The sequence below is a fragment of the Bradyrhizobium retamae genome (assembly GCF_001440415.1).
GTDB lineage: Bacteria > Pseudomonadota > Alphaproteobacteria > Rhizobiales > Xanthobacteraceae > Bradyrhizobium > Bradyrhizobium retamae.
Window position 1 is genome coordinate 47,019 of record NZ_LLYA01000164.1, and the last position, 22,910, is coordinate 69,928.

Annotated in this window: 21 protein-coding genes; 5 read left to right on the top strand and 16 right to left on the bottom strand. The window is 63.8% G+C overall.

Annotated features, from left to right (window positions below; translation table 11 throughout):
• The first annotated feature begins 80 nt into the window (after positions 1-80).
• Positions 81-1,061: a DUF2155 domain-containing protein gene (locus CQ13_RS23545; protein WP_057845218.1), complete on the top strand. Its 981-nt coding sequence runs from the start codon at positions 81-83 to the stop codon at positions 1,059-1,061.
• Between the two features lie 34 nt (positions 1,062-1,095).
• On the opposite strand, the gene CQ13_RS23550 is transcribed toward CQ13_RS23545, so the two are convergent.
• Complete coding sequence (locus CQ13_RS23550; protein WP_057845219.1) at positions 1,096-2,055, bottom strand: LysR family transcriptional regulator; 960 nt, start codon at positions 2,053-2,055, stop codon at positions 1,096-1,098.
• 103 nt (positions 2,056-2,158) lie between these two features.
• Between CQ13_RS23550 and CQ13_RS23555 the strand changes: the two genes are divergently transcribed.
• Both CQ13_RS23555 and CQ13_RS23560 read left to right on the top strand, forming a co-directional pair.
• Positions 2,159-3,340 (top strand): MFS transporter, encoded by a 1,182-nt coding sequence (locus CQ13_RS23555; protein WP_057845220.1) that lies wholly within the window; start codon positions 2,159-2,161, stop codon positions 3,338-3,340.
• Positions 3,341-3,368: 28 nt separating this feature from the next.
• Entirely contained in the window at positions 3,369-4,403 is a 1,035-nt protein-coding gene (locus CQ13_RS23560) for an aldo/keto reductase (protein ID WP_057845221.1), read from the top strand.
• A 76-nt stretch (positions 4,404-4,479) separates the two neighbouring features.
• Here the strand turns inward: CQ13_RS23560 and aat are convergent, their stop codons facing one another.
• The 3 genes from aat to CQ13_RS23575 all read right to left on the bottom strand — a co-directional run bounded on the left by aat (position 4,480) and on the right by CQ13_RS23575 (position 7,794).
• Positions 4,480-5,154 (bottom strand): leucyl/phenylalanyl-tRNA--protein transferase, encoded by a 675-nt coding sequence (gene aat / locus CQ13_RS23565; RefSeq protein WP_057845222.1) that lies wholly within the window; start codon positions 5,152-5,154, stop codon positions 4,480-4,482.
• Positions 5,155-5,364: 210 nt separating this feature from the next.
• Complete coding sequence (locus CQ13_RS23570) at positions 5,365-6,750, bottom strand: FAD-binding oxidoreductase (RefSeq protein WP_057845223.1); 1,386 nt, start codon at positions 6,748-6,750, stop codon at positions 5,365-5,367.
• A 51-nt stretch (positions 6,751-6,801) separates the two neighbouring features.
• Positions 6,802-7,794 (bottom strand): MBL fold metallo-hydrolase, encoded by a 993-nt coding sequence (locus CQ13_RS23575; protein ID WP_063800130.1) that lies wholly within the window; start codon positions 7,792-7,794, stop codon positions 6,802-6,804.
• A gap of 391 nt (positions 7,795-8,185) precedes the next feature.
• Between CQ13_RS23575 and CQ13_RS23580 the strand changes: the two genes are divergently transcribed.
• Positions 8,186-11,512 carry an AAA family ATPase gene (locus CQ13_RS23580; protein ID WP_057845225.1) on the top strand — a complete coding sequence of 1,109 codons (3,327 nt, stop codon included), beginning with the start codon at positions 8,186-8,188 and terminating at the stop codon, positions 11,510-11,512.
• Positions 11,513-11,578: 66 nt separating this feature from the next.
• On the opposite strand, the gene CQ13_RS23585 is transcribed toward CQ13_RS23580, so the two are convergent.
• From CQ13_RS23585 to CQ13_RS23610, 6 genes are read right to left on the bottom strand one after another with little or no spacing between them, the layout of a single operon-like run.
• Complete coding sequence (locus tag CQ13_RS23585) at positions 11,579-12,454, bottom strand: amidohydrolase family protein (RefSeq protein ID WP_057845226.1); 876 nt, start codon at positions 12,452-12,454, stop codon at positions 11,579-11,581.
• A 22-nt stretch (positions 12,455-12,476) separates the two neighbouring features.
• Complete coding sequence (locus tag CQ13_RS23590; protein WP_057845227.1) at positions 12,477-12,860, bottom strand: RidA family protein; 384 nt, start codon at positions 12,858-12,860, stop codon at positions 12,477-12,479.
• A 29-nt stretch (positions 12,861-12,889) separates the two neighbouring features.
• Positions 12,890-13,693 carry a 2-oxo-hept-4-ene-1,7-dioate hydratase gene (gene hpaH, locus CQ13_RS23595; protein ID WP_057845228.1) on the bottom strand — a complete coding sequence of 268 codons (804 nt, stop codon included), beginning with the start codon at positions 13,691-13,693 and terminating at the stop codon, positions 12,890-12,892.
• 3 nt (positions 13,694-13,696) lie between these two features.
• Positions 13,697-14,551 carry a fumarylacetoacetate hydrolase family protein gene (locus CQ13_RS23600; protein WP_057845229.1) on the bottom strand — a complete coding sequence of 285 codons (855 nt, stop codon included), beginning with the start codon at positions 14,549-14,551 and terminating at the stop codon, positions 13,697-13,699.
• A 46-nt stretch (positions 14,552-14,597) separates the two neighbouring features.
• Positions 14,598-15,215: a flavin reductase family protein gene (locus tag CQ13_RS23605; RefSeq protein WP_057845244.1), complete on the bottom strand. Its 618-nt coding sequence runs from the start codon at positions 15,213-15,215 to the stop codon at positions 14,598-14,600.
• Positions 15,216-15,226: 11 nt separating this feature from the next.
• Complete coding sequence (locus CQ13_RS23610; RefSeq protein WP_057845230.1) at positions 15,227-16,204, bottom strand: Bug family tripartite tricarboxylate transporter substrate binding protein; 978 nt, start codon at positions 16,202-16,204, stop codon at positions 15,227-15,229.
• Between the two features lie 169 nt (positions 16,205-16,373).
• On the opposite strand from CQ13_RS23610, the gene CQ13_RS23615 reads away from it, so the two are divergent.
• The gene (locus tag CQ13_RS23615) at positions 16,374-17,162 is read left to right on the top strand and encodes an IclR family transcriptional regulator (RefSeq protein WP_057845231.1); all 789 of its coding nucleotides are present in this window, start codon (positions 16,374-16,376) and stop codon (positions 17,160-17,162) included.
• A 103-nt stretch (positions 17,163-17,265) separates the two neighbouring features.
• Here the strand turns inward: CQ13_RS23615 and CQ13_RS23620 are convergent, their stop codons facing one another.
• The 6 genes from CQ13_RS23620 to aroQ form a co-directional block, all read right to left on the bottom strand.
• Positions 17,266-18,357, bottom strand: coding sequence for a sensor histidine kinase (locus CQ13_RS23620; protein WP_057845232.1), 1,092 nt, complete (start codon positions 18,355-18,357; stop codon positions 17,266-17,268).
• Positions 18,354-18,794, bottom strand: a complete 441-nt coding sequence (locus tag CQ13_RS23625) for a response regulator (protein ID WP_057845233.1) — start codon at positions 18,792-18,794, stop codon at positions 18,354-18,356. The genes CQ13_RS23620 and CQ13_RS23625 overlap by 4 nt, the downstream gene beginning before the upstream one ends.
• The gene (locus CQ13_RS23630) at positions 18,791-20,323 is read right to left on the bottom strand and encodes a sensor histidine kinase (RefSeq protein WP_156433832.1); all 1,533 of its coding nucleotides are present in this window, start codon (positions 20,321-20,323) and stop codon (positions 18,791-18,793) included. Before CQ13_RS23630 ends, CQ13_RS23625 begins: the two co-directional genes overlap by 4 nt.
• A 126-nt stretch (positions 20,324-20,449) precedes the next feature.
• Positions 20,450-21,802, bottom strand: coding sequence for an acetyl-CoA carboxylase biotin carboxylase subunit (gene accC, locus CQ13_RS23635; protein WP_057845234.1), 1,353 nt, complete (start codon positions 21,800-21,802; stop codon positions 20,450-20,452).
• Positions 21,803-21,826: 24 nt separating this feature from the next.
• Positions 21,827-22,324 carry an acetyl-CoA carboxylase biotin carboxyl carrier protein gene (accB, locus tag CQ13_RS23640; protein ID WP_057845235.1) on the bottom strand — a complete coding sequence of 166 codons (498 nt, stop codon included), beginning with the start codon at positions 22,322-22,324 and terminating at the stop codon, positions 21,827-21,829.
• 87 nt (positions 22,325-22,411) lie between these two features.
• A complete protein-coding gene (gene aroQ / locus CQ13_RS23645; protein ID WP_057845236.1) occupies positions 22,412-22,891 on the bottom strand; it encodes a type II 3-dehydroquinate dehydratase in 480 nt (159 codons plus the stop codon).
• Positions 22,892-22,910: the final 19 nt, after the last annotated feature.

The following is a 22,910-nucleotide window of genomic DNA, read 5'->3' on the forward strand; positions in this document are numbered from 1 at the left end:
GTGTTAACCGGGAGGGACGCGAGCGGCGGACAAGTCTGTACTATGTCGCGAGCCCGATTCGCCTGTTAAAGCCGCGCGAGATGCTTCGAACCATTGCCCTGACCGGTCTTGCGGCCATGATCGCCGCCACCATGACCTCGCTTGCGCCGCCCGCGCAGGCGCAGATCGGCAATATCTTTTCCGATCCGCCGCTGCGGCCGCCGGGCGCCATTCCCCGCGGCAATCAACAGCAGCAACAATTCCCCGACGACGACGAGGAAGTGCCGGAACTACCGCGCGGCCGCCTGCTGCCGACCCCGAACCGTCCGCCGCCGGGGCAGGGCGCTCCACCGCCGGGAAGCTTCCAGTCGCAGCCGCTGGCGCCGCCGCCCGGCACCACCGCTCCTCCGCAGGGGACACAGCCGGGCGTCGCGGTTCAGCCGCCGCAGCCCGGAGGTCCAGGCGTCGCCAACGCGCCACCGGGTCAGCGCCAGCCGCCCGCCAAGGGCGTGCCCAATTCGCCGGCGACCCTGCAGCCGGGCGACGAGGTCGTGTCCGAACCGCCGGCCACCAAGATCACCAACAAGAAGGCGAGCTTCTCCGGTCTCGACAAGATCACTGGCCGCATCATCAATTTCGACGAGGACATCGGCGAGACCGTGCAGTTCGGCGCACTGCGCGTGAAGACCAGCGCTTGCTACACGCGCCCATCGACGGAGGCCGCCAACACCGATGCGTTCGTCGAGGTCGACGAGATCACGCTGCAGGGCGAGGTGAAGCGGATCTTCTCGGGCTGGATGTTCGCCGCCAGCCCCGGCCTGCACGGCGTCGAGCATCCGGTCTACGATATCTGGCTGACCGACTGCAAAGGCCCTGACCAGACCATCGTCAGCGCGCAGCCCGATCCGAAGCCGGCTCCACCACCCGCGGCCGCCAAGCGTCCGCCGCCGCCGAAGCAGGCGGCGCCGCGCCCGCCAGGACCGCCGCCGCAGCCGCAATTCCAGCAGCAGCCGCAGCAGGCTCCACCGCCTCCGCCGCAGCAGCGGCCGGGCGGGTTGTTTGGTGGATTGTTCGGGAATTAGCGGCGTCCATGCCCCCCGCGGGGCACTTATACACTTAATATGCGCCGTGCAGCTTCCACTTGCCGTCGGCCGTGCGCCGTAGAGTGGGATCGCTCATCCGGATGTGCGTTGCGAGGAAATCGATGAAGGTGCGCACGCGCGCCGGCAGCGGTCCGGCGTGGCCGACGTAGATCGCATGAATGTCTTCGCGGTCCCCGGGATTGTAGTTCTGCAGCATTGGAATCAGGCGTCCGGCCTCGATATCGAGACCGATGTGGAATAGAGCCAGGCGTGCGCAGCCAACGCCGCCGAGGGCGAGCCGACGGACCGCTTCGCCGTCACTGGCGCGCGCGGCCGGCGGCGGCAGCACCTCCTCGATCCGCTCGCCGCGCCTGAACGGCCAGCCGCGAATGCTGCGCGGAAAAGTCCAGCCGATGCCGCGATGACTGGCGAGTTCAGCCGGCGTCTTCGGCTCGCCGAAACGGGCAAGATAGGACGGCGCGGCTACCACCGCCATGCGGCTGGTTCCGAGCTTGCGCGCGACGAGGCGCGAAGCCCCCAGCGGCCCGACGCGGATGGCTACGTCGGCGCGCTCCTGCATCAGGTCGATGATTGTATCGGTGAAGACAATGTCGACCGTGATCTCCGGATGCTCGACGAGAAAGCGCGGCAATAGCGGCATCACGTGCTGCATCCCAAACGGGATGTTGCTGTTCACCATCAGATGCCCGCGCGGCGCTGCGCCGGAGCCGGCCTCGCGCTCGGCCTCCTCGATCTCGCCGAGGATGCGCAGCGAGCGCTGGTAGAAGGCTTGGCCTTCCTCAGTCAGTTGGAGTTTGCGCGTCGTCCGGTTGACGAGCCGCGCGCCGAGCCGGGCTTCCAGGCGGGATACCAGCTTGCTGACGCCGGATGGGGTCAGGCGAAAGCTCTTTGCCGCGGCGGTGAACCCGCCGAGGTCGACGACGCGGACGAAGACCTCCATCTCGGCGGAACGATTGGTGTCGAGTCGAGCCATGTTGATTTCACGTCACAAATGATTGGACTGCTGGCACTCTAATTCTTCTGCCGCCCTTCCGCTATTTGCGTTGCAGCAACCCTGTCCCGATCCGGAGCAACGCATGCCTGCCGCCGTCCTTGCGCTGACCGCCGGTGCCTTTGGCATCGGCACCACTGAATTCATCATCATGGGTCTCTTGCTGCAGGTCGCCGCCGACATGCAGGTCTCGGTCTCCGCGGCAGGTCTCCTGATTTCCGGCTATGCGCTCGGCGTGTTCGTGGGAGCGCCGATCCTGACGCTGGCGACGCGGCGGATGCCGCGCAAGGCGGTGCTGCTTGCTCTGATGACGATCTTTACCTTCGGCAACGCCGCCTGCGCGCTGGCGCCGGACTACCGGCTGTTGATGGCGGCGCGGATCCTCACCTCTCTCGCCCATGGCACATTTTTTGGCGTCGGATCGGTGGTGGCGACGAGCCTGGTCACTGAGGACAAGCGTGCCTCCGCAATTGCCACCATGTTCATCGGACTGACGGTGGCTACTCTGCTCGGCGTGCCCTTTGGTGCGTGGTTCGGCCTGATGCTGGGATGGCGTGCCGCGTTCTGGGCGGTGACCGTGATTGGGCTGGTCGCCTTCGCCGTATTGGTCGTTCTGGTTCCCGGCAACGTGGGCGGCAATGAGAAAGCCACTTCGCTGCGCGAGGAGCTGGCGGTGGTCGGCCGTCCGCGGGTCCTTCTCGGCCTCGCCATGACGGTGTTCGGTTTTGCCGGCCTGTTCGTCGTCGTTACCTATGTCCAGCCGATCCTGACGCGGCTGACCGGCTTCTCTGAAGCGGCGGTCTCGCCGATCCTTCTCGTGTTTGGCGTCGGCCTGTCGATCGGCAACGTTGCGGGTGGGCGGCTCGCCGACCGTGGTCTCGGACGCGCCTTGATCGGCACGCTTGCCGCGCTTGCGCTCGTCCTCGTCGCGCTTGCGGCGGTGCTGTCGATCAAGGGTCTCGCCGTGGCCTTCATCTTTCTGCTCGGCATCGCCGCCTTCGCCACCGTGGCGCCGCTGCAGCTTCGCGTGCTCGAAGCGGCCGGCGCCGACGGGCGCACGCTCGCATCCAGCCTCAACATCGCGGCCTTCAATCTTGGCAATGCGCTCGGCGCATGGGCCGGCGGGCTTACGATCGATCGCGGCTTGGGCCTTGCCGCGCTTCCACTCGTCGCGGCGGCGATCACCGCGGCGGGACTCCTGCTGGCGCTATGGAGCATGCATTTGGACCGTCCAGTACCTTCCGCTGCGGCGTGCCCGGCGGAATGAAAGCAAAGGATCAAAAGGGAGCACAACGATGGAATATCGCAACCTCGGCGCCTCGGGCCTGAAGGTCCCCGTTATCAGTTTCGGTACTGGCACGTTCGGCGGACAGGGGCCGCTATTTTCGGCCTGGGGCCGGAGTGGCGCCGAGGAGGCGAGGCGGCTAATCGACATCTGCCTCGAGGCCGGCGTCAACCTGTTCGACACCGCCGATGTCTATTCGAACGGCGCGTCGGAAGCGATTCTCGGCGCCGCGATCAAAGGCCGCCGCGACAGCGTGCTGATCTCTACCAAGACAAGCTTGCCGACGGGTGACGGTCCATTCGACGCCGGCTCATCGCGACATCGTCTCGTGTCGGCGGTGGACGCTGCCTTGCGGCGGCTCGGAACCGACTACATTGACTTGCTGCAGCTCCATGCCTTCGATGCCTTCACGCCGATCGAGGAAGTGCTGTCGACGCTTGATGGGCTCGTCCGTGGCGGCAAGTTGCGCTATATCGGCGCCTCCAACTTCTCGGGCTGGCAGTTGATGAAGTCGCTCGCCATTGCCGAACGTCACGGCTGGACGCGCCATGTGGCGCACCAAGTCTATTATTCGCTTGTCGGCCGCGACTATGAGTGGGAGCTGATGCCGCTCGGCCTTGATCAGGGCGTCGGCGCGCTGGTCTGGAGCCCGCTGGGTTGGGGGCGTCTCACCGGCAGGATACGACGCGGCCAGCCGCTGCCGGCTGGTAGCCGCCTGCGCGAGACGGCGCAGTTCGGTCCACCAGTCGACGAGGAGCGGCTCTATCGCGTCGTCGATGTCCTGGATGCCGTCGCCACCGAGACCGGTCGCACTGTGCCGCAGGTCGCGATCGCATGGCTACTCACCCGCCCAAGCGTGTCGTCCGTGATCATCGGCGCGCGCCACGAAGCGCAACTGCGCGACAATCTCGGCGCCGTCGGCTGGTCGCTGACCGCCGAGCAGGTCGCGCTCCTGGACAAAGCGAGCGCGGTGATGCCATGCTATCCCTACTATCCTTATCGTGTCCAAGAAGGCTTTGCGCGGTTAAACCCGCCGCCGGTTTGAGCCAATTGGAAGCGGGCGACACAACGAGCCCAGTAGCTCTCGATCGCCCGGCGCCGCGCGCACAAGGTGGACCAAATCAATTGCGTTTGGCGATGATCGCGAGTGCGTCGGCACCGCTGACGCTGGGCGGCAAACGCGTAAAGTCCGCTGGCTCTCCCGCAATCGCCTTGTCGAGCAAGGCGCGATAGCGGCGCCTTGGAATTTCGACCGCGCCGAAGCTGCGCAGATGTTCGGTGACATATTGCGTGTCGAGCAGCTCGAACCCGCCTGCGATCATCCGCGCCACCAGATGCACCAGCGCCACCTTGGAAGCGTCGCGGGCGCGGTGAAACATGCTCTCGCCAAAGAAGGCCCGCCCCAGGCTGACACCGTAGAGGCCGCCTGCGAGGTCGCCGTCCTGCCAGACCTCGACGCTGTGGCAGTGGCCGAGCTCGTGAAGCCCGAGATAGAGATCGCGGATACGCTTGTTGATCCAGGTGTCGTCGCGGCCGGGCTGCGGCGCCGCGCAGCCCGCGATGACCGCCTTGAAGGCGGTATCGACGGTAACGCGGAAAGTGTCCGAACGCACGGTGCGGGCAAGCCGCGAGGCGATGCGGAAGCCGTCGAGCGGAATGACGCCGCGCATTTCCGGCTCGACCCAGAACAGCGTCGGATCGCCGGCACTCTCGGCCATCGGGAAGATGCCGCAGGCATAGGCCCGCAGCAGCACTTCGGGCGTGATTTCGGAAGCAGCAGACTCGCGCGAGGTCATGTGTCGATGATAGCAGGAGGCAGCGCGCCCGCGCTACGTGCCGAAACGACGACCACGGCCGAATCGCTGCGGCGGGTTCCTTCCGTCAAAACTCAATCAGATTGGGCCGCCGATGCAAATGGTTGGGGGAAGCCTGAGCGTTCCTTCGTTCCATAAAACGAAAGAACGCTCCGATCCTTGGACATACTCGAACCGCGCGGACGTGATCGTTTACGAGTGCAGCGGCCTGATGTTCTGGTTCACGCGGAAGAAATTCGTCGGGTCGTATTTGGCTTTCAAGGCGACGAGACGATCGTAATTGTCACCGTAAGTGGCCTTGAGTCTGTTGTCATCTCCATCGTCCATCATGAAGTTTACATAGCCGCCCTCAGCCGAGTAAGGATGCACGGCCTCCCAATATCCCTTGGTCCAGCGGGTGATTTCGCCCGCCTTTTGCGGATTGGGATCGATGCCGGCGATGACCATCGACCAGGTCGCGTCGCGCGTATTCCAGGCGGTGTCGCTCTTGCCGATACGACGAACAGCGCCGTCGATCGGATAAAGATGCATGAGCGAGAGCGCGCTCGGCAGTTTCTGAGCCTGTGCGATATGGGCATCAATCGCTTCGTCAGTCAGTTCTTTCACAAAATCGCCGCGCCAGTACCATTGCAGGCCTTTCGGGAAGAACGGATCGAACATGGATTGGAGGGTTGGATAAGGCATCTCTCCCATCCAATTAAAGAGCGCGGGGGGCAACGTTCCGAGCAACTTGGCCATGACGGCTTGACCGTCTTCTGTCGGGCCATTGTAGCAAGCGATGATCGCGCAGGCGCGCTTGCCCTGATGCTCCGCCGGGAACGGGTCTACCGGCGGAACGGTCTTCAACCCGACAAAGGCCCCAAGCTCTTCGGGCGCGCCGGGCAGGAAATCCCGGTACGTCTGCATGACAGTCCGGGCATCTTTGAGATCCCAGAAGATTGGACCGGCATAGACCATATTGACCGGATGAGCTTGGAACAGGAAGCTCGTGACAATGCCGAAATTGCCGCCGCCACCGCGCAAGCCCCAGTAGAGGTCAGCATTCTCTGACTTGTTGGCGGTGACAATGCGACCGTCGGCAAGCACGACATCCGCCTCGAGCAGATTGTCGGCGGTGAGGCCAAGCTGGCGGGTGAGGTATCCGGTGCCGCCGCCAAGCGTGAGGCCGGCAATACCGGTCGTCGAGATAATGCCGGCCGGCACGGCGAGCCCGTATATGTGCGTAGCGTGGTCGACATCGCCCTGCGTGCAGCCGGGACCAACGCGGACAGTGCGTGCGGTGGGATTGACCCGCACGCCTTTCATCAGCGACATGTCGATCATCAGCCCGTCGTCGACGCTGCCGAGGCCCGGCCCGTTGTGCCCGCCTCCGCGGATCGCGACCCGGAGATCGTTCTGCCTTGCAAAATTGACCGCAGTGACAACATCAGCGACGTCGGTGCATCGCGCAATGATCACGGGATTCTTATCGATCATCCCGTTGTAGAGGCTCCGCACACCATCATAATCGGCATCCGTTTGCCTGATGACCGGGCCGCGCATGTTGCCGATAAAGGTTTCGGTGGCCATGGCTTGCATGATCTCCTCCTCTTTTCACGCCGTGATCGGCCAGTTGAGCTAGGTGGGGACCTAAATGGGACTTACGCCGTCCCAACTCCAATCGCTTGAAAGCCAGCTGAACGCTGTTCCGGCGCGAACGACATGGCCAATTCCGGGGAACGGCAGGTGGTAGCTCGAGACCATCACCTTCTCGCTCGCGCATCGATCCAGAAAAGCTCGGCGCGTCTTCGCGCCTTGGTCGAGATCCAAGTCGAACCCGCCCCGCCAATCGGGGTGCTGGAAGGCGACAGCGCGGTTCCCAACAACATCTGCCGTACAGAGAAGCTGGGTAGAACCGGACGCGATCTGGACCGAGGTGTGGCCGGGCGTGTGCCCAGGTGTGGCTATCGCCGTGATGCCCGGGACCACTTCGCGGTCCGGCTTCACAGTCCGGATGCGATCCTTGATCGCCGCGAATGTTTTCATGTTCTGGCGATAAACGCCGCCCCACCTAGCATCACTTGCGAACGGGTGCTGAGGCTGCGTCCAGAAGTTCAGTTCCGGTTCGCTAATCACATACTCGGCGTTTGGAAAGGTCCGTTCGGTGTCACTCGCGTCAGCAACCCCCCACAGGTGATCGGGATGGGCATGTGTGATCAGGATCGTATCGATCTCCTCCGGCTTGATTTCGGCGGCCGCGAGGTTGTGAAGCAGACGGCCGGCGGTTGGCTGCATCTTTCCGCGGGAGCCTGCGTCGATGAGTACAAGGCGATCGCCCGTATTCACCGCCAATACATTCACCTGGAGCGTGGATTTGTCCGTCGGCTGGAAGTCCGACGCAAGGACGGCATCGCGTTCCGCTTTAGGCGCTTCTGGCCAGAGTGCCTCCGCTGGAAAGGCAATTGTGCCGTCGCTCACGACCGTGAGTTGGAACTGTCCGAGACTGAACCGGTAGAATCCTGGCACCTGACTTTTTGAGACTGGTGCGCGAGCTTGGACACCACCTCCATTCCATGACCCGCACACGAGGCCAACCACAGCGCCCCCGGTAGCTGCAAGGAAATGGCGACGATCAAGCGACATCTTATCCTCCCTTGAACGGTGTGTTGACCGCGGGACGGCAGACTTCGCTAACGATGCAGGCCGCTCCGCGAGAGCAGTCCTACTCGACTGTTATGCTTTTTATTTTGGCACAATGGTGCTCGTTACTTTAGCACAGTGGTGCTCGCATTAAACCTGCTTCGACACTCGCTCCGATCAATTCTTCATCAATGCGTCAGTTAGTTTTGAACGGGAAGGTTGCTAAACTGCACCGCGTCGCCTGTCGATGGCTGGCCGTTGCCGGCAGGGTGTACGGTCGATGCGAGCCAGTGAACGAGTCTGTTGCGACAGTAAGCGCAGGCAAGCAATCCCCGCGTAGTTCCCCATTATCTGCTAAACTTCACAGCGGGGCTGGCCGGCGGAGCGTCGCGGAATGGACGTCGCGCAGTGGCTTCAAGATCTCGGCCTTTCCAATTATGCGGCGCTGTTCCGCGAGCAGGCCATCGATGTGGACGTGCTGCCGTTGCTCTCGGACGCCGACTTCGAGAAGCTTGGTCTGCCGCTCGGGCACCGAAAGAAGCTGCTAACGGCGATCGCTGCGCTGGAGCCTGCGGCGTCGTCCACCGCCTCAATCCGGCGGCCGTCGTACGCGGAACGCCGCCAGCTCACGGTAATGTTCGTCGACCTTGTCGGCTCGACGTCCCTTTCCGCGCGGCTCGATCCTGAGGACATGCGGGAGACGCTGACTGCCTACCAGAACGCTGTCGCGGGCGAGATCGCACGCTTCGAGGGACACCTTGCCAAGTTCATGGGTGACGGCGTGGTGGCTTACTTCGGCTGGCCGCGCGCGCACGAGGATGAGGCTGAGAGGGCGGTGGCTGCCAGCCTCGCGACTGTGGAGGCCGTGGACCGCCTGCGGTCGCCAGACGGCCGCCCGCTTGCCGCGCGGGTTGGGATCGCAACAGGGCTCGTCGTCGTAGGTGATCTCCTCGGCACTGGCGCCGCGCAGGAGGAAGCGGTCGTCGGCGACCCCCCGAACCTCGCCGCCCGCCTCCAGGCCGTAGCCGGGAGCGGCGAAGTCGTTGTCGCTGAGCAAACACGGCGCCTGATCGGCGGGCTGTTCGAGCTCGAAGACCTCGGACCGCGCGAACTGCGGGGCTTCGCAGAACCGATCAACGCTTGGCGGATCGTCCGCAAGCGCACAGCGGAGAGCCGCTTCGAGGCACTCCACACAGCTGGCCTGAGCCCGCTCGTTGGGCGTGAGCAGGAACTCGGACTTCTCCTCGGGCGCTGGCACCTCGCCAGGAACGGCGAGGGTCAGGCGCTACTTCTCGCCGGGGAGGCCGGAATCGGCAAGTCGCGACTCGTCGAGGCGCTCCGAGAGCGGATCGCCGACGAGCCGCACACTCGAATCTCCCATCGTGCCTCGCCCTACCACGCCAATACCGTGCTCTGGCCATTCATCGATCAGCTTGAGCGAGCGGCGGCGTTCGAGCGTGACGACACGCCTCCGATGCGGCTCTCCAAGCTCGTGTCTTTGCTTGCACAAGGGACCGACGATCTCACCGAAGCCGTTCCACTTATCGCGGCTCTCCTCGACATACCGACGGACGGTCGATACCCGCCGCTCGACCTCATGCCGCAGACCCAGAAGCGCAAGACACTGGAGGTGCTTCTCGCACAGCTCGAAGGGCTGGCCCAGCGACGGCCGGTTCTCTCGGTGCTTGAGGACGCGCACTGGTTCGATCCAACATCGCTCGAGCTCCTCGGGCTGATCCTAGAGCGGGTCCAGCGCCTGCCGGTGCTCGCAATCATCACGTTCCGGCCGGAGATGACGCCGCCCTGGCCGTCCTTCCCGCACGTAACGGCCTTGACGCTTAATCGCCTTGCGCGCCGGGCAGCGGCAACTCTTGTCGAGCAAACGTCAGGCGGGCGCCGCCTTTCTCCGGCAGTGGTGGACGAGATTGCCGCGAAGACCGAGGGCGTTCCGCTCTTCATCGAAGAACTCACCAAGGCCGTGTTGGAATCGGGCATGCTGCGCAATACGCCCGAGGGTCTCGCGCTGGGCACATCGCGTGGCGCGCTTGCCATTCCGGCGAGCCTGCAAGATTCTCTGATGGCCCGGCTCGATCGTTTGGCTTCGGCCAAGGATCTGGTCCAGGTCGGCGCCGCCATCGGCCGTGAGTTCACCTACGAGCTCCTCGATGCAGTCGCTGCACGAGAACCGGCCGATCTCGACCAGGCGCTCGCCCGACTCGTGAAGTCGGAGCTCGTCTTTCAGCGCGGCACACCACCCGAGGCGGTCTATACGTTCAAGCATGCGCTGGTTCAGGACGTGGCCTACACCTCGCTGCTTAAGAGTCGACGGAGCGAGCTCCACGGTCGGATTGCCGCCGTCCTCGAGGCGCGGTTCGCCGATCTGGTCGCGCGTCAGCCCGAGCTCCTTGCGCACCATCTCACAGCAGCCGGGCATGCCGATCGGGCGATCGACTTTTGGTTACAGGCCGGACAGCTGGCGGCTGGCCGATCGGCAAACAAGGAGGCGATAAGTCATCTAACCACGGCCCTCGAGATGCTCGGGAACCGCCCGTCCACCGATGAACAGTTACGTCGCGAGCTTGAGGTGCAGATTGCGCTGGGTCCCCCGCTGACCGCAACAAGAGGCTTTGCCGCTCCAGAGGTCGAGACGGCGTACGCCAGAGCGGAACATCTGGCGCGACGGTACGGACACCGTCGCCACCTCGCCAGGGCATTGCGCGGCCTTTGCTATGTGCATCACGTACGCGCTCACATCCTGCGCGTGAGCGAGCTCTGCTCTGAGCTCGTCGAGCTGACCGACCAACGCGACGATCTCGTGATGCAGGCCGACGCGCACAATGCCTTGGCGTTCAATCTATTCCATCAGGGCGACTACCGATCGGCGCGCGAGCACTTGGAGATCAGCAGTGCAAAGATCGTGCAGGCCGGCGATCCCGCCAATGCCTTGTCGAGCGGCGTCAACATTCACGTCTTCGGCCGCGCCTATACCGCTCATGTCGACTGGCATCTTGGGTTCGCGGACGCCGCGCTTCGGGCGGCGCAGGATGCGATCGATCTGGCCCATCGACTCGTTCATCCGTTTAGCTTGGCAGTGGCGCTCGCCTACGTTGCGATGCTGCACCAGTTCCGTCGCGAGCCGACGGAGGTCCGCGCTCGTGCAGACGCGGCCCGCTCAATCTGCAACGAACACGGGTTCAGCTATTATGGCGCCTGGGCCGCGATCATGAATGGCTGGGCGGTCGCCGAGGACGGCGACGTCGAGGACGGTATTGCACGCGTTCGCGCCGGCGTGCGGGACCTGCGGGCCACCGGCGCTGAGCTGCGTTTACCGTATTATTTGGGAATCCTTTCCGACCTTTACCGCCGAGCGCAACGGCTTGAGGACGCGATCGTCACTCTCGCCGAGGCCCGCGCGGCCGCCGAGCGCAATGAGGAGCATTGGGCCGACGCCAGCCTGCACCTGCTCGAGGGCGATCTCGCTCTGGCAACCCACGACCAAGCGGAGGCCGAACGCTGCCTCCGGCGCGCCATCGAGAGCGCACAAGTCCAAAATGCCCGCGCGCTTCTCCTGCGAGGCAGTACAAGGCTCACGCGACTTCTGGCCGAGGACGATCGCCGAGCGGTAGCCTACGATGAACTCGCCAAGATCTGTGGCTCGTTCACCGAGGGCTTCGATACCGTCGATCACCGTGAGGCCAGAGCCTTGCTCGATGGCATTTGACAGCGTCTGGAAAAAGCACGCGAAGGTCGTGTGGCAAGCCGTGGTGGTACGGATCGAGTCTGGCCTCTAATCCTCGTAGCCGAATAGTTTGGCCGGGTTGGTGACCAGGATCCTCTTCAGCTCCGCTTCATCGGCTACGTAGCGGTAGAGAAGTTCGAGCAGGTCGGCATCGTTGGGCGGCTGCACCACCGAAACCGGGTGCGGCCAATCGCTGGCCCAGACGCAACGGTCCGGCGCCGCGTCGATATAGGCGCGCGCGATCGGGATGACGTCGTCCCAGGGCGGGCCCTTCTTCGAGGTCTTTTCGCCGAGCGACAGCATCACCCAGAAATTGCCTTTAAACAGGAGCTCCAGCATCTTCTGCAGGTTCGGGTCATCCTTGCCGCGCGTCGGGTCCGGCCGCGCCATGTGATCGATCAGCACGGGGACGTCGAGATTTTCGTACTTCGCGACGCTGGAGACGATGCCGTCTTTCTCCGGTTGGATTTTTGCGTACCAGCCGAGTTCGCGAATCTTCGCGATGGCGCGGGCAAAATCCTTGTCCGAGAGCACGGCGCCGAGTTCCTGCCGGAAGCTGAAACGGGCGCCGCGGACACCGGCATCGTGCAGCTTGGCGAGATAGGCGTCATCGGCTTCGGCAAACACCAGCGCGTTGGCGCAGCCGCGATAGTTCGATCCCATCGCGGCGAGACCATCGAGCACCACCGAATGATCCGCGCCATAGGTCGTGGTCTGCACGATGATGCCGCGCTCGATGCCGAGCGCCTTGTGGACGCGAAGCGCTGCCTCCCAGGTCGCGGTCGGCATCTGGTAGGCGGCACCCGGCCGCACCGGATACTTCTCCAGCGGCCCCAACACGTGGAACTGGCTGTCGATGCTCTTCGGCGGCGGCAGTTTCGAGGGACGGCGCGGGTTCGGATCGAACGGAAGATAGGTCGGCATCTCGGGTTCCTTCTGATCGCGGTCAGTCGATCATGGCGGTGAAATCGCATTGCACGAGCGCGCCATTCTCCATGTCCATCTGCAGCGCATGGCGGGCAGGGCGGGAGTGCTCGTCGGGAAACATCTTCAGCCATTCGGTATTGACCGGCGCGCGCTGCTTTCGATCCTGCAGCCACACCGTCATCTTGATGATGTCGTCGGTCGTGCCGCCGCCGGCTTCGACGATTGTCTTCATATGCGCGAACATGTTGGCGCACTGGTCCTCGATGCGTTCGGGCATCGCGCCGGTCGCGGGGTCGCGGCCGAGGATGACGCCGGACATCAGGAGATTGCCGATACGGCAGGCGTTCGGAATGGGATTGGCGTGCTTGAACTCGCCGATGTGAATGCTCTTGCGCCTTGTCATGGCTGCTCTCCCTCCGGGATGCTTCTCGTTCAGACGAACTGGCAGGACACCGATCCGAACCGGCCGTAATCGGCATGAAACGTGTCGCCCCTGATGATGTCGACCGGGCGCGTAAACGATCCCGCCAGCACCACTTCACCGGCCTCGAGATACTCGCCTTGGGCAGCCAGCCGGTCTGCAAGCCAGGCCACGCCGTTGGCGGGGTGGTTGAGCACGCCGGCGGCGATGCCGGTCTCCTCGATCTGGCCGTTGCGAAACAACAGCGCGCCGATCCAGCGCAGGTCGGCGTCGAGCGGACGAATGGGCCGGCCTCCGACGACTAGCGCCGCATTCGCGGCATTGTCGGAGATCGTATCCATCACCTTGCGCGGCGCCTTCGTCTCGGGATCGACGCGATGCATCCGGGTTTCCAGGATTTCGAGCGCCGGCGTGACGTAATCGGTGGCGTTGAGCACGTCGAACAGGGTGCAATCCGGTCCCTTCAACGGCGTCTTCAGCACGAAGGCCAGCTCGACCTCGAGCCGGGGTGCGCGGAAACGGTCGAACGGGATCGGCGATGCATCGGGGTAGAACATGTCCGCAAACAGCACGCCGTAATCCGGCTCGGAAATGCCGACGGCATTCTGCATCGCTTTCGATGTCAGGCCGATCTTGTGGCCCCTGACGATGCGGCCGCGGGAGAGCTGCAACCTGGTCCAGGCGCGCTGAACGGCGTAGGCGTCCTCGATCGTCAGATCAGGATATTCACGCGTGAATGCCGGGATCAGCGACTTGCTGCGTTCGGCGTCATCGAGGCGCTGCGCAAGCCGCTCGATAGTTTGTTGATCGAGCATCTTCTATTGCTCCGCCGCCACGGTGTTGCGAAGGATACCGATCTTTCCGGACTCTATCTCGACGACGTCGCCGACCTTGAGCCAGCGCGGCGGCGTGAATCGGGCGCCGGCCCCGGTCGGGGTACCGGTCGCGATCATGTCGCCGGGCTTCAAGGTGGCAAAGGTGGAGAGGTAGGCGATCAGGTAATCGAACGGGAACATCAGCCGCTCGGTGGAGTCGCTCTGGCGCACCTCGCCGTTGACACGGGTGATGATGTCATGCGGGCTACGCGGATCGCATTCGTCTGACGTGACGATCCACGGCCCGATGCTGCCCGAGCGGTCAAAGTTCTTGCCCTGGGTGACGTTGAACTTGCCGTGGTGCAGCCAGTCGCGAACGCTGCCCTCGTTGCACAGCGTCATGCCGAAGATGTGCTCCCACGCGCGCTCGCGGGGAATGTGCCGGCCTTCCTTGCCGATGACGATTACCAGCTCGCCTTCATAGTCGAGCTGTTCGGAGACCTTCGGCTTCTCGATCGGCTGGCCGGAGCCGACGACGGAGGAGGGGTTGCGGACGAACAGGCTCGGATATTTCGGCAGGTCCGAGTTGTCCTTGTACTCGGCGTTGCGATCCCTGTAGTTGACGCCGATGCACCAGAGCTTTTCCGGAGCCGGGATGGGCGGCAGCAGCGTGATGTCCTCGAGTGCATGGTCCGGCTTCTGCCCGGCAATCGCCTGGCGCGCGATGTCCAGCCCGCCTGCGGCAATCAGCGCCCGCAGGTCGGCGAACTTCGTTCGTTCGGTCAGGTCGACGACCCCGCTTGGGATGCTCGCGCCGAAGCGCGGCTTGCCGTTTGCAAGATAGCTCAGAAGTTGCATGCGATCGGTCTCCGGATCAGCGCGGCGCGCGATGGCGCGGCACGCTTCAGGATTCAGTTTTCGACGTCTGGAATACGGGTTTTAAGGTGACGATCTCGCCGAGCTTGGCGTAACGCGGGCCGGCGATGCGGGCGATCGGGTCTAGCGCCTCGGTTTCGATCTTGCCGTTGTTCAAGAGGCCATCCCTGATGTGGAATACCAGCACTTCGCCGACGATGAGCCGGCTGCGGGTCTCGCCGAATTCGAGGCACTGCCGGAAGCGGCATTCCATCGCAATCGGCGCGGCCGCAAGACGAGGCACCTTGATGCGCTCTCCCGGCAGCGTCGAAAGCCGCAACTCCTCGACCTCGCTGACGTCAGGCGGATGTTCGGTGGAGCTCTCGTGCACCGCCGTCATCAGGCTGGAGTCCGCGATGTGAACGACATACTCCTCGTTGTTGAGGATGTTCTGCGCGGTATCCTTGTAGATTCCAGCCTTGCGGCCGATGCTGATGGCCAGCATCGGCGGCTTCGGGGAGACGAACGTAAAAGCAGAGAACGGGGCGAGGTTGAGCACCCCGCCGCTCGACAGGCTGGTCACCCAGGCGATTGGGCGGGGCACCACGACGCCGGTGATCAGCCGGTAGGCCGTTTCAGCGTCGAGATATGCAGGATCGATCCGCATCGGGATGCGCTTCAATCAGCCTTGATGTTCGCCTTGCGGACGACGGGAATCCACTTGGCGTCCTCGCGTTCGAGGTAGCTCGTGAACTCTGCCGGCGTCATCGATACGGCTTCGGCGCCGAGCGCGTTGAACTTCTCGACAATGGCGGGATCTTTCAGGATCTCCGCGAGGGTATCGTGGAGCTTGGTCACGATTTCGGGCGGCGTGCGTGCGGGCGCGAACAGGCCGGTAAAGGTCTGGCCGTCAAATTCCTTGTGGCCGAGCTCGGTGAAGGTTGGGACATCCGGCAGCCAGGAGGCGCGGCGGCTGCCGGTGACGGCGAGCGCGCGCAGCATGCCGCTCTTGATCGAAGGCAACCCGACCGAGATCTGATCCAGGGCAAACTGCACCTGTCCGCCGATCAGGTCGTTGAGAGCAGGCGCGTTGCCGCGGTAGTGCACCGTCAGCCATTGCAAACCCAGCGTCGACTGCATGAGCTCGCTGAGCAAATGGTTGGTGGTGCCTTGGCCGGGCGAGGCCATCGTCAGCTTGCCCGGATCGCGGCGCGCGAGCTCGATGAATTCCTTCAGGTCCTTGGCCTGCACCGACGGATGCACTTCGAGCACCAGCGGCGTCATCGTGATCGAGGTGATGGGAACGAAGTCCCGCTTCCAGTTGTAGGCCTCGCGCTTGGCGATCTCGGGTGCGAACAGCACGGGACCATTGGCGCCGACGAACAAGGCATAGCCGTCGGGCGGCATTTTCGCGAACGCCTCGCCGGCGATCAGTCCGCCGGCGCCAGCCTTGTTTTCCACGATGAACGGCTGGCCCAGCTTCGCCTGCAGCCTGTCGGCGATGACGCGCGCGGCGCTATCGACATTGCCGCCTGCCGGATAAGGGACGATCAGCTTAACCTGACGCGCCGGCCATTGCTGGGCGTCTGCCGGTGTGTTCAACGCTGCCGTGAATAGTGTCGACAGAGCGACGCCTGCGATCGCGAAAAATTTCATCGCATTCTCCCGAAAAGCGGCACATCTGCCGCTACATTCTTGTTTTGCGCGAGCCCCGTCCCGCGCGGCATGCGCATGTATTGTTCCGCCAGCGATCTTGCGCGCAGCCCTTCCGCTGTCGACCAAATTGTGGTGTTTTTGTCCACATTGTGGACAGCGGACAGCCCGTATGAGGAATGGTCGGTTAAAGACACGAGGGCCGCGGCAGGGTGGGCAGGCGATCCGCCGCGCGTTGGCGGTGCTGCGGACGCTCGCGGTTGGTGGGGAACGAGGCGTACCGCTGGCTGAAGTCGTGCAGGCGACCTCGCTCGCTCGCCCCACGGTGCATCGCATCGTGCATGTGCTGATCGAGGAGGGGATTGTCGAACGCAGCGAGCGGACGGGAAATTATGTCGTCGGCCGCCAGGTGCCGGAACTGGCGCTGGCGCGTCCATCGCGTACGCCGCTGATGGTTGCAGCCGAGCCGCATCTGGCGGCAGCGTCGGCGCAACTCGGCGATACCTTGTTTTTCACGGTGCGCACCGGCCTCGATACGCTGTGCGTGGCGCGCCGGATCGGTAGCTATCCGATCCAGGTGTTGTCGATCGAGGTCGGTGTCCGGCGTCCCTTGGGCGTGAGCAGCGCTGGCGTGGCGATCCTGGCAGCCATGCCGTCGGCCGAAGCGCGCAAGATCGTGCTCGCCAACGAAGCGCGGTTTGGCGCTTACCGGACCGATACGGCCACCGTGCTCGGACAGATCCAGCTCGCGCGGCGCCGAGGCTACAATCTGCGTGATGTCGGCCTGGTGCAGGGCACGAAATCGCTTTCGGCCTGGATCCGGACTCCTGACGGCCAGCCCGCCGCCGCGATTACGCTCTCCGCCATGCGCAACAGATTAGGCCCACGCCGCGCGATCGAGGTGGCGGACGTTCTTGTCTCGGCGGCGCGGGCGATCGAAGCGGCGACGGCGAGGGACTAGAGCCTTTTCGGTTCTGATTGAATCAGAACCGGGCTCCAGATTCTTGTTTTGACGCGTTTTCTTGACGCGAACCGGCGTCCACTTCGCTTGAAAACGCTCTAGCCTAACTCGCCGCGGCGTTGCTCGACTTCGGCGCCGCTGCCGGGACGCGGCGGAAACGCAGTACGATCCTGGTGCCGTGGTGGTTGGGATCGCGCTCGGCACTGGCATCCAGTTTGGCGGCCATGGCGCTCACGATGCGTTGTCCCATGCCGGTGGAGCGCGGGTCCGACCTGGCGTTGAGGCCGACGCCGTCGTCCGCGATCGAGACCACGAGGTCTTCGCCCTCGGGCTTGAGCTCGACGTGAATGGGACCGGCGCCGTCGGGATAGGCGTATTTGACGGCGTTCATCACCAGTTCGTTGACGATGATGCCGATCGCCACCGCTCGATCCGGGTCGATCTCGATCGGTTCGGCCTTGAGCGTCAGCCGCGACATCTTGTTGCCCTCGGCCGAACGGCGGAGATCTTCCAGCAGAGCTTCGAGATACTGGTTCAAGAGCACGCTCTTGAGGTCGTGCGAGGTGTAGAGACGGCGGTGAACCTGGGCGACCGCCGCGACGCGGCCCATCGCATTGGTCAGCGCCGCCTTGACGTCCTCCTGGGTCGCCGAATTGGCCTGCAAGTGCAGCAGCGAGGCAATGATCTGCAGGGAGTTGCCGACGCGGTGGTTGACTTCGCGCAGCAGCACTTCACGTTCGGCGGCGAGCGCAGCATAGCGGTCGCGCGAGGCGTGAACCTCGGCTTCGGCCTCGTCGCGGGCCCGTTGAAGCTCGGCCTGCCTGAGCGCGCCGGAGATCGCGACCTGAAGCAGCGGAATGAAATCGCCCCGCGTGTCCTTGACGAGATAGTCGGCGGCGCCGGCCTTCAGCGCCGTGACAGCGATCGCCGAGTCCTGCGCGGCCGTGACGAACACCACCGGCGGGGCGTCCGGTATCGCCATGATGCGTTCGAGCGTTTCGAGGCCGTCGAGACCCGGCATGTACTGGTCGAGCGCAATCACGTCGATACCGCGTTGCGCCAGCCGCGCCAGTCCTTCTTCGCCCCCCGCCGCATGCACGACCTTGAAGCCTGCCCGCGTCAGGCCGCGGTCGACCAGCCGGGCGAGGCCGGCGTCGTCGTCGATATAGAGCAGCGTCGGCGTCGCGGGTTTCATATGGCGGCCGGTGGGACCTGAATAACGGAGAAGAACAGACCGAGTTGGCGAATGGCGTTTGCGAAGCTTTCGTAGTTCACGGGCTTGGTGATGTAGACGTTGCAACCGAGTTCGTAGCAGCGCTTGATCTCGTAGGAGTCGTCGGTCGTGGTCAGTACCACGACCGGCGTGGTCCTGAGATACTGGTTTTCTTTCACCCGCTTCAGAATGTCGATACCGGATGTATCGGGCAAGTTGAGGTCGAGCAGGATCAGGAGCGCGCCGCCCTTGTGGTCGAGGCCCGTCCCGTCCTTGCCGAACAGGTAGTTCAGCGCTTCTGTACCGCTGGTGAACGGTATTATCTCATTGTTTACGCCCGATCGGCGTATATTCCGTTCGATCAGGCGAGCATGGCCCTCGTCGTCCTCGATCATGATGATGGTGACTGGATTACTCATGTCCGTATGTTCCGGTTACCTGCTGGCCAATTAATGGGCAGTGTGATCGTAAACGTGCTGCCCTGGTGAAGTTCCGATGCGACCGACATGGTTCCTCCCAAGCGGCGCACCAATGCGCGGACATGAGCAAGCCCGATGCCTTGTCCCGGCCTGTCCTGGGTTCCCGCGCGGCGGAACAAATCGAAGATGCGCTGATGGTCCTTGGGATCGATGCCGCGGCCATTGTCTGATATCTCGAAAACCGCAAAGCCGAGCTTGGTGCGACCGCGAACCGTGATTTCGCCGGGCACGCCGGTTCTGAGATATTTGAGCGCATTATCGATCAGATTGGAGAATATCTGCTCCAGCGCAAGGCGATCGCTGACGATATTCGGCAAGGCGTCGATTCGGATCTCGGCCTGGGCCTCGGCGGCCTGGTGCGCCACGGTCGCGACAATTCCCTCGATCAGCTCTTTGGTATCGATCCAGACCGGCTCGAACTCGCGCCGCCCCTCGCGGGTGAGATTGAGGATCGCCGATATCAGCCGATCCATCTTGCCGATCGACGATTTGATGAAGCTGAGCGCTTCGGAGAAATCCTCCGAGAGCTTCTGGTCGGGACCTTCGAGTACGGGCTCGGCGGTATCGGTGGCATTTTCCGGGGCGGGCGTCGCTTCGGATTGCACGCGGGAAAGCGCCGCGATCCGCTTGAAGATGTCGCCGCGCAATTCCTCCAGCTCGCTCGTGAAGCCCATGATGTTCACCAGCGGCGAGCGCAGATCGTGGCTTACGATGTAGGCGAAGCGCTGGATCTCGTCATTGGCTTCACGCAGATCCGCCGTGCGCTCGTCGATGGTGGCTTCGAGATTGAGGTGGCTGTCGCGCAGCCTCGCGTCGGCCTGGTCGCGTGCGCGCGACGAACGACGGACGAGGAAGATCGCGATGCCGGCCAATACGACTACGAAACCCGAGCCGATGCCGGTGATCGAGGCTGCCAGGGTCTGGCTGCGGTCGGCGTTGGTCGTGCGCTCGACAAACAGACGGTCCTCCTCGGTCCGCATCCGCACGGCGAGATCGTCAATGTGTTTCATGGTGTCGCGCCCGATGCCCTCGCGCACGATCTTGGAGGCATCGTTCAGGCGCTGGGACCGGGCCAGCTCCATCGTCGTACGGAATTCCTCGATGCGCTGGTCGTAGAGCGGCATAATCTCGTTCATAAGCCCCCGTTGAACCGGATTGTCGCTGACAAGCCGGCCCAACCGCGTCAGCGCCGGCGCCAGTTCGGACATGGCTTGCTCAAAGTCGGTCCGAAAGTCGGGGCGCAATGTCGCGAGGTAGCCGCGCTGTGCGCTTTCGGCACGCCGCAGTTGCAGTTGGACGAGCGATATCTGGTTCTCGACCTCGACGGTGCGCTGCACCGCGCGCGCGTCCTCGCGCGCCTTGTTCACCAGATGGACCGAACCCGCGCTGATGGCGGTCAACACCAGTAGCCCCGCCGCAAGCAGCAGGATGTGGCCCATGGCGCGCTTGCGCTGGACATCAGCGATCACGGTGATCTCGCGTCATGGACAAGCGGAATACGCGCCCCTCGCAACCCCCTGTACATCCCAACGCGCGATGGAACCATCGGTTCCATCGATCGTCGAAAATTTCAGGCGATTTTCGCGCCCAGAGATCTAGCCGTCCGCGGGTTGGCCGGCGAGGTACTGCTCGAGCCAGTGAATGTGGTAGTCGCCGTTGATGATATCGGCCTCCCGGACCAGTGCCCGGAACAGCGGCAGCGTGGTTTCGATGCCGTCGACCACCATCTCGTCGAGCGCCCGGCGCAGCCGCATCAGGCATTCGGCGCGAGTCTTGCCGTGCACGATCAGCTTGCCGACGAGTGAATCATAGTAGGGCGGAATGACGTAGCCCTGATAAACCGCGGAATCGATCCGCACGCCGAGCCCCCCGGGCGGATGGAATTGGGTGATCTTGCCGGGCGAGGGGCGGAAGGTCTGCGGGTTTTCCGCATTGACGCGGCATTCGATGGCATGCCCGATGATAGCGATCTCTTCCTGCTTTGCGGGCAGGTCGCCGCCGGCGGCGATCCGGATTTGCTCCAGCACGAGGTCGATGTCGGTGATGCTCTCGGTGACGGGATGCTCGACCTGGATGCGGGTGTTCATCTCGATGAAATAGAACTCACCATCCTCATAGAGGAATTCGATGGTGCCGACGCCGAGATATTTCATGTCCCGCATCGCCTTGGCGCAGGTCTCGCCGATCTTGGCGCGGGCGGCGGCGGCGAGAACCGGCGAGGGGCCTTCTTCCCAGACCTTCTGGTGACGGCGCTGCAGCGAGCAATCGCGCTCGCCGAGATGGATCGCACCGCCACGGCCGTCACCGAGAATTTGGATCTCGATGTGGCGCGGCTTCTGCAGGTATTTTTCGAGATAGACCGAGGCGTCGCCGAATGCGGATTTCGCCTCGTTGGACGCGGTGGACAGCGCCAGCATCAGGTCGTCGGCGGTGCGCGCTACCTTCATGCCGCGTCCGCCGCCGCCGGCGGCAGCTTTCACCAGCACCGGAAAGCCGATCGCCTTGCCGATCGCCAGCGCATCGTCGTCCGACGAGACCGCGCCGTCGGAGCCCGGCACCACCGGAATGCCAAGCCGCTTTGCGGTCTTCTTGGCCTCGATCTTGTCGCCCATCAGGCGGATGTGTTCGGCCTTCGGGCCGATGAAATGCAGATTGTGCTCGGCGAGGATTTCGGCGAAGCGGGCGTTCTCGGAAAGAAAGCCGTAGCCGGGATGTACGGCATCCGCGCCCGTTATCTCGCAGGCCGCGAGCAGCGCCGGGACGTTGAGATAGGAATCCTTGGAAGGCGGCGGTCCGATGCAGACGCTCTCGTCGGCGAGCCGCACGTGCATCGCGTCGGCGTCGGCGGTGGAATGAACGGCAACGGTGGAGATGCCGAGCTCCTTGCACGCGCGTAGCACGCGGAGCGCGATCTCGCCGCGATTGGCTATCAGAATCTTGTCGAACATCGCAGCGCCTGACGTTGACGAATTTTATTCAATGATCACGAGCGGCTCGCCGAATTCGACCGGCTGGCCGTCCTCGACGAGAATTTGCGTCACCGTGCCGGCGCGCGGCGACGGGATCTGGTTCATCGTCTTCATCGCTTCGATGATCAGTAGAGTCTGGCCGGCCGAAACCTTGGTGCCGACCTCGATGAACGGCTTGGCGCCGGGCTCAGGCGCCCAATAGGCGGTGCCGACCATCGGCGAGGGGACGACGCCCGGATGCTTGGCCAGGTCGGCAGCCGCCGCGCCCCCCGCAGCGATGGGTGCCGCCGCAGCTGGCGCCGGCTGGAAGCTCGCCGGCATCGCCGCCGACACGCTGATGTTGCGCGCGACACGCACCCTTAAGCCGGCGCGCTCGATCTCGATCTCGGTCAGGCTGGTCTCGTCCAGCAACAGCGCGAGTTCGCGGATGAGCGCGCTGTCGTCGCTTTTTAGATTTGCGGCTGATTTGTCCGCTGATTTGTTGTCGGGCTGGCGGGCCATGCTCTTGATCCGGAATTCTCGATGTGGGTGACGGCTTAAGCGTCAGGTGTCGTTCGGCGTCAGATTTTTGAGGTCAGTTCTCTGAAGTCAGTCTTTGGCCTTGGCGCCGAGTTTGGCGGCCAGGCCTGATATTGCGAGCCGGTAGCCGTCGACGCCGAAGCCACAGAGCGATGCAAAGGCGGCCATGGCCGTGAAGGAGTGGTGACGGAAGCTCTCGCGGGCGTGGATGTTGCTGATGTGCACTTCCACCGTCGGGATTTTGACCGCGACCAGCGCATCGTGCAACGCGATCGAGGTGTGCGAATAACCGCCGGCGTTGATGATGATGCCGGCCGCCTTCTTCGCATGCGCCTCATGGATGAAGTCGATCAACTCGCCCTCGCGGTTGGACTGGCGGCAATCGGCCTTCAGGCCGAATTGTGCTGCCGTTTCGACGCAAAGCTTTTCGACGTCGGCGAGCGTCGCGTGGCCATAGGTTTCCGGCTCGCGCGTCCCCAACATGTTGAGGTTTGGGCCGTTGAGCACATAAATCGTCGCGGCAGAGGCTTGGGCGCTTCCTTGGGCCATCCGGATTCCAGCACGCAAC